Source organism: Pseudogemmobacter hezensis (genome assembly GCF_013155295.1).
GTDB lineage: Bacteria > Pseudomonadota > Alphaproteobacteria > Rhodobacterales > Rhodobacteraceae > Pseudogemmobacter > Pseudogemmobacter hezensis.
In genome coordinates this window covers 41,402-53,857 of the sequence record NZ_JABJXT010000023.1, presented here as the reverse complement: position 1 = coordinate 53,857, position 12,456 = coordinate 41,402, and the positions used below count along the sequence as shown (strand labels likewise).

Here is a 12,456-nt window from a genome sequence, read left to right as displayed (position 1 = left end):
GTTCAAAAGTCCCATGTGGATCACTCCGTTGCCCCCGCCGCTCACCGCTTTGGAGGAAGGTTCACATGGCTCAGTTCTCAGTGAAAATTATGCCCTTAAACGGCTCAGTTCTGGGTGAGAAACAACACTCATGTCCCGCATATTGTCGCACGAAACCTTGAGTTCGTATGCCGTCGAAGCAACGATCACAGCTACACCATAGACCGGCACAGCTTCGCCAAACACCGATGCGACATTAGCCGCAGCAGCAGTGCGGGTGCGTTTGCCTACTCCGCCAGCCATATCAGTCACCGCCTCTGCCAGTGGGCGCTTCTTACCCTTCCAGGTGACTTCTCTGCTGGCCCTAGCCCTAAGCTCTGCCGCGTCCTTTCGGAGTGATCTGTTTTCAAGCTCTACTCGGTCAGCCGTTGCAGTGAGTTGCCTGTTCTTCGCACGCGCATCATCAAGATCACGCGCCGCTTGAGTGTTCTTGTCGTTCAGATCGACATTCTGCTTCCGAAGGTTCTCCGCCTCCGAGGCAGCCTTCCTGGAACGCTCATCCGCTAACGTGGCCACGGTATCCGTGCCAAAGACTGATTTAAAAACACTCCCAACCAAGCCAGAGACGCCAGCTATAAGTTGGGCAGCAATAAATAGCAGGAAAGTGAGAACGAAACTGATCTTCCAGAACGACCGGATTAAAAACCTGCTCAAACGCCAGAAAAATCTTAGCATATGCACTTGCCCTACTGTAATCTCCGCATGGAAGTGCCTTAGCCGCCGCTAGTCAAGAGGGGAGCGTACCCCGCCCCAAGGCGCATCGACCATCAGTGCAAAGCCGGGTTTCTTCAGGGCAACATAGGCGTCAAGCTGGGCGCCGAGGTGGACATTCGCGGTCATGGGAAGCCTCTGAAAGGGTCAGGTCAGGCAGATGCGGTCAGGAAGCATACCAGCGTGCCCTCAGTCACTTCATAAAAATGACTGATAAAAACCAATATCTATCAGCATGTTATCGCATCGGAACATTGAGCTGACAGGGTGCATGGAGGGATGGGGACAGAGGGATCAATAGGTATAAATATGGGGGACGGGGGATGGAAAGAGCCTGCAAAAGACAAGGCTGTTGCTGCTGATTCAAAGGGATTAGCCTGCCCTTGCCTTACGCTGCTTCATCCCCAGAGAAACAACCTCCTGCCCATGCGATCCTTCCCAGGCCTTTAGCCTCTGCAAATATCCTTCGCAGCGAGCCGCTTCCCTCCACCATTGGAAATCCTGTTGAATTTCCAATAGCTTATCTCGCACGTCATCCAGACCAGCATGCTCAGCCTCCAAAGGCAAAGGCCGACCAACCGCCTCCTCTGCGGCCTGAACCATAACTGCGTTAACCAGTCTGCTATGCGTATAGGGCGCGAACACACTGTCATGCACAGTCAGCACCGGAAGCCCGGAGTCAGTGCAGCGTTTGATGACCCGCTCGACGATCTGCGAGTCGGTGAACATCATCCCTATACCCTGATCCTTGCAGAGGTATTTATGCAGCCAGGGCATGCGTCCTTCTTCTGGGGCCTTCGCCCCAAGGTTAGATATACTGATTATTTTCTTTTTATTTCTATCGCTTAGATGGAAATATGAGTTTCCAGCCGAGGCCGCTTCACTGCCACACCATCAGCGCGTCGATGAACAGCGTTGAGGCCAGTGACGGGCTTCGCCTGTCTCGCTGTGATCATCGACCTCTATTCGCCGCCCGGCCAGTTTTGCCCTGCTCTGCCGCCGCCACTATCCTGGTCAGCATGGCGGGGCGCCGCCGCCGACCTCAGCGGCCTTTCCAGACCGGGTCGCGCTTTTCAGAGAATGCCCGGGCACCTTCCAGCTGGTCTTCACTGGAATAGAGCCGGTCGACCGTCGGCATCAGGCGCTTGGTGATCCGGTTCAGCGCATCCTGAAAGCGCATATTCTCGGCCTCGCGCACCACTTCCTTGATCGCTGCATAGACCAGCGGCGGCCCCGATTCCAAAAGCCGCGCCAGTTCCCATGTTTTGGCAAGCAGCTGATCGGGCGCGCAAATCTCTTTGATCAGCCCCCAACGCAGCGCCTCTTCGGCGTCAAACCAGCGCCCGGTCAGCAAGAGATCCATCGCCACATGATAGGGGATCCGCTTTGGCAGCTTAATCGAAGCCGCATCCGCCACCGTGCCCGAGCGGATCTCTGGCAGTGCGAATGTCGCCGTCTCAGAGGCCATGATCAGATCGGCAGATAGCGCCAGCTCAAGCCCGCCGCCACAACAGATGCCCTGGACGGCCGCGATCACCGGCTTGTTCAGATTTGGCAGCTCCTGCAGGCCGCCAAAGCCGCCAACGCCATAATCGCCATCAACCGCATCCCCCTCGGCTGCGGCCTTCAAATCCCAGCCGGGGCAAAAGAATTTCTCACCCGCCGCGCGCAGGATGCAGATGCGCAGGCTGTCGTCATCGCGGAAATCGCGGAACACCAGGCCCATGATACGGCTGGTTTTCAGACTGATCGCATTGGCCTTGGGCGCATCCAGAGTGACCTCAAGGATCGCGCCCTCGCGGCGGGTTTTTACCGGGCCATCAACCCGCATCTGCATCTCAGTCATTCTCGTCCCTCCGGATCAGAGCATCCACCGCCACCGCGCCCGTCTCTCGCAAGAGGACCGGATTTATTTCGATTTCTTCCAGCCGGTCATCGCCCGCCATCAGCGCCCCAAGGCTGCAGGCGATCCGCGCGAATGCCGCCACATCTGCACGCGGCCTGCCGCGATAGCCATCCAGCAAGGGCCAAAGCCGCAACCGCCGCAGCGCAGTCAGGATCGCCGCCTCATCCAACGGCCAGACAAGCGTCACCGTATCGGCCAGCACCTCGGCCGTGACGCCGCCCATCCCCAGGGTCAGCGTGATGCCATAGACCGGATCGCGGCTGATCCCCAAAAGCATCTCAGCCAGGGCGCCGGTCACCATTTCCTCGACCAGATAGCCGGTGGCGCCAGGCATCCCGGCCTGCCCTTCCAGCGTATTCAGCCCCAGCCTGACCGCCCCGGCCTCGGTCTTATGCGCAAAGCCAAGGCCCTTCAGCGCGAAGGGGGGCTGCAGCCCGACGGCCGCCTGCGTCACATCCTGCAGCGTCGCCCCGGTCACCGAGCGTGGAACCGGCACGCCTGCAGCCGCCAAAAGCACCTTGCCCTCGGCCTCAGACAAAAGCCGTGTGTGGCGTGCGGGCAAAGCGGCCAGCGGCTGCCAGCCCTCAATCCCGGCCGGAGTCTGCGCCGCCCGGATCGCCGCCAGCGCGGTTTCAAAGCCCATCAGCGGGCAAAGCCCCTGCGCCATCAGGGCCTGCACCCGCGCCTCGTTCATATTCTCGGAAATCGTGACCACCGGGAAGGCGGGCTTGCCGCAGGCATTTTGCGCGTTGCTGATCGCCTCAAGCGCCGGGAAATAGCTTGAGGGATCGCAACGATCCTCCCGCGGCAGGTCGATGACATATAGCCCGGCGTCGTAAGGCTCCAGCATGGCAGAGAAAACCTCGGTGGTTTTCTCCAGGTCACCCCAGATGAAGGTGTTGTAATCCAATGGGTTGGCAACCGATACAATCGGCCCCAGCGTGTTGGAAAGCCGCTCAGACGTCAGCTTTGGCACCGGCGGGAACTGTAGCCCGAAAGGCGCGGCCAGGTCAGCCACCATCCCCGCCTCGCCCCCCGAGCAGGACAGTGAGCACAGGCGAGACCCCAGACGCGGCCCGTGAATATGGAAGATCTTCAGCGTCTCTATCATCTCTGCAGGGCTGTTGACCTCGGCCACCCCCAGCTGCGCAAGGAAAGCCGAGGACGCCGCACCGCCCCCGGCAAGAGAAGCCGTATGCGAGGCCGCCGCGCTGCGCGAGGCCTCGGTCTTGCCAGATTTGATTGTCACGACCCCTTTGCCAAGCGCCTCAGCCCGCGCCGCAAACCGGGCAAAGGCCGGGGCGTCGTCAATCCCCTCGATATACATGCCGATCGCCGTCACGCGGGGGTCATCCAGCAAGGCCCCGGCCAGCTCGGCCAGGCCAACCACCGCAGCATTGCCAAGACAGGCAATATAGGCAACCGGCAGGCCACGCTGCTGCATGGCCAGATTAACCACGATGTTCGAGGATTGGCTGATCAGGGCGACACCGTTTTCAACCCGAACGCCGCCATGCTGATCGGGCCATAAAAGCGCACCGTCGAGGTAATTGATTACCCCATAGCAATTTGGCCCGAGGATCGGCATATCGCCAGCTGCGGCGATGAGCTTTTGCTGCAGCTCCGGCTCACCCGCCTCGGTCCAGCCTGCCGCGAAACAGATCGCCCCACCGGCGCCTCGTTCGACAAGCTCGCGGGTGACATCAACCGTCGCGAAACGATTCACACCGACAAAAGTCGCATCGGGTGCTTCGGGCAGATCGGCAACCGAGGCATAGGCCTTCAGCCCGCCAATCTCGGCCTTGCTGGGGTGGATAGGCCAGACTGGCCCATCAAATCCCATCTTACGGGTCTGCTCAATGACGTTAAGAGCCCATCCCGCGCCAAGAACAGCAATATGGCGAGGACGCAGCAGCCGGTCGAGGCGTTTCATGCGTCCCCCCCGCACTCTTGCCGGTCAAGGGGGGCTGTCTGCCCCCCACGGTGCCGCGAAGCGGCACCTCCCCCCGAGGATATTTTCAGACAGATGAAACGGACGGGGCTGTCCCCTGCCCCACCGAAGCGGGGCAGGGTTTCACCCGTCGCGGTCATCGGCGTCCCCGCCTGTACCGCAATGCCAATATCAGGATCATTGGTTAACATATGGTTTTCATCTGTCTGAAAATATCCTCGGGGGTCCGGGGGCAGACAGCCCCCGGCGCGGACCAGTCGGGCTCAGGCCTCCGGCAAGGCGCCACGATCAAGATGGCCAAGATCACGCTCTGGCCAGACATGATCGCGCACCAGCTTTTTCAGCTGTTTCGAATCCGGAAAACCGGCCTGATCTTTGCGGTCCCAGACCAGCACACCATCAAGCTCGATCCGGAAAACGCCGCCCGTTGATGGGATCAGGGTCACTTCACCCAGATCCTGTCCGAAGGTTTGCAGCAACTCCTGCGCCATCCAGGCTGTGCGCAGCATCCAGTTGCACTGGGTGCAATAGGTGAAGCGGATTTTTGGTCCCGCACCCTTGTCATCGGCCATAACCGTCACCCCCCTACCGCCCGCAGCAGCTCACGCGAGATGATATGGCGCTGAATCTCTGACGTGCCTTCCCAGATCCGCTCGACACGGGCATCGCGCCAGATCCGTTCCAGCGGCAGTTCGTCCATCAGTCCCATGCCGCCATGGATCTGGATCGCCTCATCCGCCACCATCGCCAGCACCTCGGTCGCTTTCAGCTTGGCCATCGACATATCGGCCTCGCTCACCGTGCCCTGGTCGTATTTCCAGGCGGCCTCGCGGGTCAGAAGTTCCGCCGCTTTCAGCTCCATCGCCATATCGGCCAGCTTGAAGCTCACGCCCTGGAATTTGCCAATCTGCTGGCCGAATTGCTTTCGCTCGGCGGAATAGGAGACCGCGTGATCCAGCGCACGTTCCGCCCGGCCAAGACAGGTTGATGCCACCTGCAACCGCGTCGCCCCCAGCCAGGAATTGGCGACCTCAAAGCCCTTATGCGCCTCGCCCAGCACCTGCCGCTTGTTCACGCGGCAGTCATCAAACTCCAGCACCGCATTGGTATAGCCGCGGTGCGAGACGTTGCGGTACCCCTCGCGCACATTGAACCCCGGCGTGCCTTTATCCACGAAAAACGCAGTGATCCGCTTTTTCGGCCCGCGCGGGGTTTCTTCCTCGCCGGTCGCCATGAAGACAATCGCAAAGCCCGCCAGATCAGCGTGCGAGATGAAATGCTTGGTCCCGTTCAGGATCCAGTCATCGCCGTCTTCCCGTGCAGAGGCCTTCATGCCGCGCAGATCTGATCCCGCCCCCGGCTCAGTCATCGCAAGACAATCCCAGGTCTCGCCCCGGATGCAGGGCATAAGGTATTGCTCGCGCTGCTCGGCGTTGCCCGCCAGCAGGATGTTCGAGGGCCGCGCCACACAGGTCCAGTGCAGCGCGTAATTCGCGCGCCCCAGCTCTTTCTCATAAAGCAGCCAGGACAGGGTATCGAGGCCCGCGCCCCCCACCTCAACCGGCATATTCGCCGCATAAAGCCCGGCAGCGATGGCCTTTTTCTGGATCTCGCGGATCAGCTCCAGCGGCAGGACGCCCGAACGCTCGACCTCTGCCTCATGCGGGTAAAGCTCGTTTTCGACGAAGGCACGCGTCGCCTCGACGATCATCTGCTGTTCTTCATTCAGCCCGAAATCCATCGCCTCAACCTTTCTTCTGGCCAACGGCGCGGCCTGCGCCTTCGGGCAGCGGCAGCCCGGCCTGGGCCTCCGCCACCGCCTTCAGCTTTGCCCAGACCTCAGGGCTCGCGGGCACGGTTTTCCCCGCTTTCATATCGACATGCAGGCAAAGCTGCTCAATCGTCGCCACCACCTCATCGCCCTTCAGGATCCGCACAAAAGACCGGAACCGCTTCTCATCGGCTGAGATGATCTGCATCGTGCCGGTCAGCCGATCACCCAGCTTCGCCTCACCCAGATGGCGGATATGGGTCTCGGCCGAGTAATAGCTGTGCCCCGCCCCGACATAAGCCATCCCCGCGCCGATCAGCCGCAAAAACGCATCCGCCACTTCGGAATTGCAGAAGTAATAGCGGCTCTCGGTCATATGGCCGTTATAGTCGATCCAGCCCGGCAGCACCTGCATATGCGCCATCACGAGCGGCGCCGCCTTCGGCCCCTGATCGGTATCCGCATAGAACACCGCCGCACGGCGCTCGTCATGCTCACGCAAAACCTTGCCCGCGCCCCAGTTGCGTTCTTTCAGCGCCCGCAGAAAGCCCACAAGATTCTGATCGCGGATCCGCTCCAACTCGCGGATGCCATACATCCCCGATTGCGCGTCGGATTGCGAGGAAACCAGTTCGACCAGCTCGTCATTGAACTCCGGCACATCCATCAGCTTGGTCCAGGGCCATTTCAGCGCGGGGCCGAATTGCGCCATGAAATGCTTCATCCCGGCTTCACCACCCGCGATGCGATAGGTCTCGAAAAGCCCCATCTGCCCCCAGCGAAGCCCGAACCCCATGCGGATCGCCTCGTCGATCTCTTCCGTGGTGGCGACCCCGTCTTTCAGCATCCAGAGCGCCTCGCGCCAGACCGCCTCAAGGAAGCGGTTGCCCAGAAACGCATCGATCTCTTTGCGGATCACCAGCGGGAACATCCCGATGTCTTTCATGATCTGCACGGTCTTTTCCACCGTCTCTGGCGTATTCTTCTCCGACCCCGACACTTCCGACAAAGGCAGCAGATAGACAGGGTTGAAGGGATGGGCGACAATGATGTTCTCGGGCGCGGGGCTGCCAGCCTGCAGATCCGACGCCTTGAAACCGCTGGTCGATGACCCGATCAGCACGCCCGGATTGGCCTGCTGCAGCTGCGCATAGACCCTGTGCTTCAGCTCGATCCGTTCAGAGACCGATTCCTGCACATATTCCGCCCCCTCAACCGCCTCGGCCATGGTGCCCGCGAAACTTAAGCGCCCCTCTGGCGGCATTGGCACATCCGACAAAGCGGGCAGCGCCAGCCGCGCATTCGAGAGCACCGCATTGATCTTGCGCTCAGCCTCGGGGTCGGGGTCAAAAACCGCCACATCCCAGCCATTCAGCAAGAACCGCGCCGCCCAGCCACCACCGATCACGCCGCCGCCAACAATCGCCGCCTTACGCGCCATGAACGCGCTCCCTTCCCTGATCCTCGCCCCCGATTACAGCGGGGTGCTTTTTCATCTGTCTCTAAATATCCCCGCCGGAGGCATCCGCCCCTGGCCAGAGGCACCTCACTTCGGCCCGATTCACCTTGCGAGTGGCGCCCGCTTTTCCAGCTTCAGCCGCGCCCGCACCTCAGCCGGCGTGATCACCCGCGCGCCCAGATTCTCGATGATGGTCACCGCCCGCTCTACCAGCTGCGCATTGGTCGCCAGCACGCCCTTTTCCAGCCAGAGATTATCCTCAAGACCCACCCGCACATTGCCGCCCGCCAGCACGCTTGCCGCGACATAGGCCATCTGATTGCGGCCCAGCGCGAAAGCCGACCAGTGCCAGTTTTTCGGCACATTGTTCACCATCGCCATGAAGGTGTTCAGATCATCCGGCGCCCCCCAGGGCACGCCCATGCACAGCTGCACCAGCACCGGATCGGGGATGATCCCCTCATCCGCCAGCGCTTTCGCCAGCCACAGATGCCCGGTGTCAAAGGCCTCGATCTCGATCCGCGTGCCCGAGGCCACCATGCGTTTCGCCATATCGCGCAGCATGCCGGGCGTGTTCACCATCACATAATCGGCCTCGTTAAAATTCATCGTGCCGCAGTCGAGCGTGCAGATCTCAGGGCGGCATTCGACGATATGCGCCACCCGCTCGGTCGCGCCGATCATGTCGGAATGCGCCGCCATCCGGCCCATATTCTCGGTGCCGTCGAACATCATATCGCCGCCCATACCAGCGGTCAGGTTCAGCACAACATCGGTGCCAGAATCGCGGATGCGCTCGGTCAGCTCGCGGTAAAGTGCCGGGTCACGCGCCGGTTTGCCGGTTTCCGGATCGCGCACATGGCAGTGCACCACCGCTGCGCCCGCCTTTGCCGCATCAATCGCCGAGGCTGCGATCTGCTCGGGCGAGCGTGGCACATGCGGGCTGCGGTCCTGCGTGCTGCCCGATCCGGTCACGGCACAGGTGATGAAAACCTCGCGGTTCATGGTCAGCGGCATTGGGTGGTCCTCCGGTTCTTCGATACGGCGCAGATCTTTCGCCCAGTTCTTTCGCCCGGGCACCGTTTGACAGCAAGTCTATCCTCCTTGCCAGGCCGCGCTTTGCATTTTACGAAACTCTCATGACGGAAAACGCAATCTTCACCCTGGCACGCGCACCGCTGACCATCGCACTGCTGGTCCTGCCCCAGGCTTCGATCCTCGAAGTGGCCTCGGCGCTGGACCCTTTGCGCAACGCCAACCGCCAGCTGGGGCATGAGGCCTTTCGATGGCGCGTCGTCTCGCCCGACGGCCAGCCGGTGCCGCTGACCTGCGGCATCTCGCTGCCCTCGGACGGGCCGCCCGGTCATGCGGTGGGGGCTGATCTGCTGATCGTGATCTCGGGCTATAAGCTGGATGAGGTCGCCACCCGCCCGCTGATCCGCGAGCTGACCCGCATCGCGCCGCGCTTCCGGCTGGTTGGCGGCATCGACTCAGCCCCCTGGGTGCTGGCGCGTGCGGGCCTTCTGAACGGCTACCGCGCCACCGTGCATTGGGAGGAACTGGAGGATCTGGCTGACCGCCACCCGCAGATCGAGGTCGTCCCAGACCGTTTCGTGATCGACCGCAACCGCGTGACCATCGGCGGCGCGCAGCCTGCGCAGGATTTCATGCTGCATCTGATCCGCGCCCGCCATGGCGCGGGCCTTGCGCGGCAGGTGGCCAATTCCTTCCTGACCGACGCCCGCCCCGGGCACGAGCCGCAGATCGCAGCCCCACGCCGCGACCCTGCGCTGGATCCGCGCGTGACCCAGGCACTGAAACGGATGGAGGCGCGGATCGACCAGCCCGAAAGCGCCGCCGCCACCGCCCGCGCCATCGGCCTGTCACCGCGCAGGCTTGAGGTTCTGTTCCGCGACTCGCTTGGCACCACGCCGGCCGCCTGGGCGCTGACCCTGCGCCTGCAGGCGGCGCGGCGCATGCTGACAGATACCAGCCACCCGCTGGCAGAAATCGCGCTGCGCACCGGGTTCTCTGGCCCCGCCACCCTGTCCCGCGCGTTTCGCCGCCTCTGGGGCCACCCGCCGGGGGCCCTGCGGCGCCGCCCGGGCACGGGGCCCGCAAACGGTGCAGAAGATGGCCCCAAAAATGGTGACAAAACTGGCGACAGGATATGACCTCAGGAAAATCACCCCTGGATCTTGCGCCCCTGCCCCGCCAGGTGGTCTAATGCGCCCTCAGAAACAATAAGAGCAGCGCATGGCCCCGAACGATTCCGGCGATCTTCTCGCCGCGCCGAACCAGCAGACCTATGATGCCTCGTCGATCGAGGTGCTGGAACCGCTTGAGGCGGTGCGCATGCGGCCGGGCATGTATATCGGCGGCATTGACGAACGCGCCTATCACCACCTGGCGGCCGAGATCCTCGACAACTCGATGGATGAGGCCGTCGCAGGCCACGCCAATCGCATCGAGGTGGAACTGCTGGCCGATGGCTCGGTCTCGATCAAGGACAACGGGCGCGGCATCCCCGTCGACCCGCATCCGAAATTCCCCGACAAATCCGCGCTTGAGGTGATTCTGTGCACCCTGCACGCGGGCGGCAAGTTCAACGGCGACGCCTATGAAACATCGGGCGGGCTGAACGGCGTCGGCTCATCGGTTGTGAACGCGCTTTCCGATCATATGCGCGTCGAGGTGGCCCGCAACCGTGAGCTTTTCGTGCAGGAGTTTTCGCGCGGCAAACCACTGGGCCCGGTGCAGAAAATCGGCCCTGCCCCGAACCGCCGCGGCACCACGGTGATCTTCCACCCCGATGCCGAGATTTTCGGCCATCAGGGGTTCAAACCGGCGCGTCTGATGAAGATGGTCCGCTCGAAGGCCTATCTCTATTCGGGTGTTGAGATCCGCTGGAAATCGGCAATCCCGGATGGCGATATGCCGCTGGAGGCCACCTTCCACTATCCCGGCGGGCTTGGCGAATACCTCTCAGAGCAGCTGCAAAAAGACCAGACCTATGCCGAGCGCCCCTTCGCCGGGAAGGTCAGCTTCAAGGAAAAATACGGCGTCCCCGGCTCGGTCGAATGGGCGATCAACTGGACGCCGATGCGCGACGGCTTCATCTCGTCCTACACCAATACCGTGCCGACGCCCGAGGGCGGCACCCATGAGACCGGCTTCTGGGCCGCAATCCTCAAGGGCATCCGCGCCTATGGCGAACGGGTCAAGAACCGCAAAGCCGATCAGATCACCCGCGAGGATATGCTGACCGGCGGCTGTGCGCTGATCTCGATCTTCATCCGCGAGCCGCAATTCGTCGGCCAGACCAAAGACCGTCTGGCCACCGAAGAGGCGGCGAAATGGGTGGAAAACGCGGTCCGCGACCATTTCGACACCTGGCTGGCCAATGACCCGAAATCGGCGGGCGCGATCCTGGATTTCCTGGTGCTGCGGGCCGAAGAGCGCCTGAAGCGCCGCGCCGAAAAAGAAACGCAGCGCAAATCGGCGACCAAGCGGCTGCGGCTGCCCGGCAAGCTGGTCGATTGCTCGGCCTCGAACCGCAAGGGAACCGAGCTGTTCCTCGTCGAGGGCGATTCGGCCGGCGGCAGCGGCAAGGGCGCGCGCGACCGCACCTTCCAGGCCCTGCTGCCTTTGCGCGGCAAGGTGCTGAACGTGCTGGGGGCTGCCGCCAGCAAGCTGGGCGACAATGCCGAGATCCGCGACATATGCGAGGCGCTTGGCGTCGGCATGGGGGCGCGGTTCAACGTCGATGATCTGCGCTATGACAAGATCATCATCATGACCGATGCCGATGTTGACGGGGCGCATATCGCCTCGCTTCTGATGACGTTTTTCTTCACCCAGATGCGGCCGCTGATCGACAAGGGGCACCTCTATCTGGCCTGCCCGCCGCTTTATCGCCTGACCCAGGGGGCACGCCGCCTTTACGTGGCTAATGATGCCGAGAAAGAGGAATGGCTGGCCAAGGGTCTGGGTGGCAAAGGAAAAATCGACGTTCAGCGCTTTAAGGGTCTGGGCGAGATGGATGCGAAAGACCTGAAAGACACCACGATGAACCCCGCGACGCGCAAGCTGATCAGGGTCTCGATCGGCGCGGATGAGGGCGACAGCACCGGCGATCTGGTCGAGCGTCTGATGGGCAAAAAGCCAGAGCTGCGCTTCCAGTTCATCCAGGAAAACGCCCGCTTTGCCGATGCCGAAGAGCTGGACGTCTGATCGCCAGTGATCTCATTTCGGCCCCGCGCCACAGCTGCGGTGGGGCCGAAAACCAAAGCCCCGGTAAGTCTGTTCCCGTAAGCCCCGGGCAGCCATCTTCCGCTGTCAGCCTGGCAGATCGGTCAGCCCGGCAGATCTGAGAGGCCAGCAGATCTGTCAGGCCAGCAGATCTGTCAGGCCAGAAAAACCCAGGACAGGGCCACAACGGCCACCAGGGCCGAAAGAACAATCAGCGCAAGCGCCAGGTTGATCCCGCCCGCGCCGCGCTCATCCCCCTGTGCGGCACGATCCGCCCGGGCGGCGCGCTCTTCTTCATCCATCGGGTAAGCTCCTGAAATCGGCTGGCTAAAGTGTTAAGAAGCCATCTGGCATGCCCCTCGGACACG

Annotated in this window: 11 protein-coding genes; 2 read left to right on the top strand and 9 right to left on the bottom strand. The window is 62.1% G+C overall.

Annotated features, from left to right (window positions below; all coding sequences use genetic code 11):
* Nucleotides 1-87: 87 nt before the first annotated feature.
* The 8 genes from HOY34_RS18895 to bcoG form a co-directional block, all read right to left on the bottom strand.
* A complete protein-coding gene (locus HOY34_RS18895) occupies nt 88-714 on the bottom strand; it encodes a hypothetical protein (RefSeq protein ID WP_172365736.1) in 627 nt (208 codons plus the stop codon).
* Nucleotides 715-1,122: 408 nt separating this feature from the next.
* Entirely contained in the window at nt 1,123-1,527 is a 405-nt protein-coding gene (locus tag HOY34_RS18890) for a hypothetical protein (protein ID WP_172365734.1), read from the bottom strand.
* Between the two features lie 265 nt (nt 1,528-1,792).
* On the bottom strand, nt 1,793-2,596 hold the full coding sequence (locus HOY34_RS18885; RefSeq protein ID WP_216654838.1) for a carnitinyl-CoA dehydratase: 804 nt from the start codon (nt 2,594-2,596) through the stop codon (nt 1,793-1,795).
* Nucleotides 2,589-4,589 carry an acetate--CoA ligase family protein gene (locus HOY34_RS18880; RefSeq protein WP_172365732.1) on the bottom strand — a complete coding sequence of 667 codons (2,001 nt, stop codon included), beginning with the start codon at nt 4,587-4,589 and terminating at the stop codon, nt 2,589-2,591. Before HOY34_RS18880 ends, HOY34_RS18885 begins: the two co-directional genes overlap by 8 nt.
* A gap of 281 nt (nt 4,590-4,870) precedes the next feature.
* Entirely contained in the window at nt 4,871-5,179 is a 309-nt protein-coding gene (locus HOY34_RS18875; protein WP_172365730.1) for an Rdx family protein, read from the bottom strand.
* 5 nt (nt 5,180-5,184) lie between these two features.
* Nucleotides 5,185-6,348 carry an acyl-CoA dehydrogenase family protein gene (locus HOY34_RS18870; RefSeq protein ID WP_172365748.1) on the bottom strand — a complete coding sequence of 388 codons (1,164 nt, stop codon included), beginning with the start codon at nt 6,346-6,348 and terminating at the stop codon, nt 5,185-5,187.
* Nucleotides 6,349-6,352: 4 nt separating this feature from the next.
* Entirely contained in the window at nt 6,353-7,819 is a 1,467-nt protein-coding gene (locus tag HOY34_RS18865) for a carnitine 3-dehydrogenase (RefSeq protein ID WP_172365728.1), read from the bottom strand.
* Between the two features lie 120 nt (nt 7,820-7,939).
* Nucleotides 7,940-8,854: a 3-dehydrocarnitine:acetyl-CoA trimethylamine transferase BcoG gene (gene bcoG, locus HOY34_RS18860; protein ID WP_172365726.1), complete on the bottom strand. Its 915-nt coding sequence runs from the start codon at nt 8,852-8,854 to the stop codon at nt 7,940-7,942.
* A 122-nt stretch (nt 8,855-8,976) separates the two neighbouring features.
* Between bcoG and HOY34_RS18855 the strand changes: the two genes are divergently transcribed.
* Together HOY34_RS18855 and HOY34_RS18850 are read left to right on the top strand one after the other, a co-directional pair.
* Nucleotides 8,977-10,011 carry a GlxA family transcriptional regulator gene (locus HOY34_RS18855; RefSeq protein ID WP_172365724.1) on the top strand — a complete coding sequence of 345 codons (1,035 nt, stop codon included), beginning with the start codon at nt 8,977-8,979 and terminating at the stop codon, nt 10,009-10,011.
* An 82-nt stretch (nt 10,012-10,093) separates the two neighbouring features.
* A complete protein-coding gene (locus tag HOY34_RS18850; RefSeq protein ID WP_172365722.1) occupies nt 10,094-12,070 on the top strand; it encodes a DNA gyrase/topoisomerase IV subunit B in 1,977 nt (658 codons plus the stop codon).
* A gap of 173 nt (nt 12,071-12,243) precedes the next feature.
* On the opposite strand, the gene HOY34_RS18845 is transcribed toward HOY34_RS18850, so the two are convergent.
* Entirely contained in the window at nt 12,244-12,390 is a 147-nt protein-coding gene (locus tag HOY34_RS18845; protein ID WP_172365720.1) for a hypothetical protein, read from the bottom strand.
* Between the last annotated feature and the right edge of the window lie 66 nt (nt 12,391-12,456).

Bases quoted from the DNA above. Each gene is read 5' to 3' on its own strand.
- HOY34_RS18875 (WP_172365730.1), bottom strand. From the start codon at position 5,179: ATGGCCGATGACAAGGGTGCGGGACCAAAAATCCGCTTCACCTATTGC.
- HOY34_RS18895 (WP_172365736.1), bottom strand. From the start codon at position 714: ATGCTAAGATTTTTCTGGCGTTTGAGCAGGTTTTTAATCCGGTCGTTC.
- HOY34_RS18855 (WP_172365724.1), top strand. From the start codon at position 8,977: ATGACGGAAAACGCAATCTTCACCCTGGCACGCGCACCGCTGACCATC.
- HOY34_RS18865 (WP_172365728.1), bottom strand. From the start codon at position 7,819: ATGGCGCGTAAGGCGGCGATTGTTGGCGGCGGCGTGATCGGTGGTGGC.
- bcoG (WP_172365726.1), bottom strand. From the start codon at position 8,854: ATGCCGCTGACCATGAACCGCGAGGTTTTCATCACCTGTGCCGTGACC.
- HOY34_RS18870 (WP_172365748.1), bottom strand. From the start codon at position 6,348: ATGGATTTCGGGCTGAATGAAGAACAGCAGATGATCGTCGAGGCGACG.
- HOY34_RS18845 (WP_172365720.1), bottom strand. From the start codon at position 12,390: ATGGATGAAGAAGAGCGCGCCGCCCGGGCGGATCGTGCCGCACAGGGG.
- HOY34_RS18885 (WP_216654838.1), bottom strand. From the start codon at position 2,596: ATGACTGAGATGCAGATGCGGGTTGATGGCCCGGTAAAAACCCGCCGC.
- HOY34_RS18880 (WP_172365732.1), bottom strand. From the start codon at position 4,589: ATGAAACGCCTCGACCGGCTGCTGCGTCCTCGCCATATTGCTGTTCTT.
- HOY34_RS18890 (WP_172365734.1), bottom strand. From the start codon at position 1,527: ATGCCCTGGCTGCATAAATACCTCTGCAAGGATCAGGGTATAGGGATG.
- HOY34_RS18850 (WP_172365722.1), top strand. From the start codon at position 10,094: ATGGCCCCGAACGATTCCGGCGATCTTCTCGCCGCGCCGAACCAGCAG.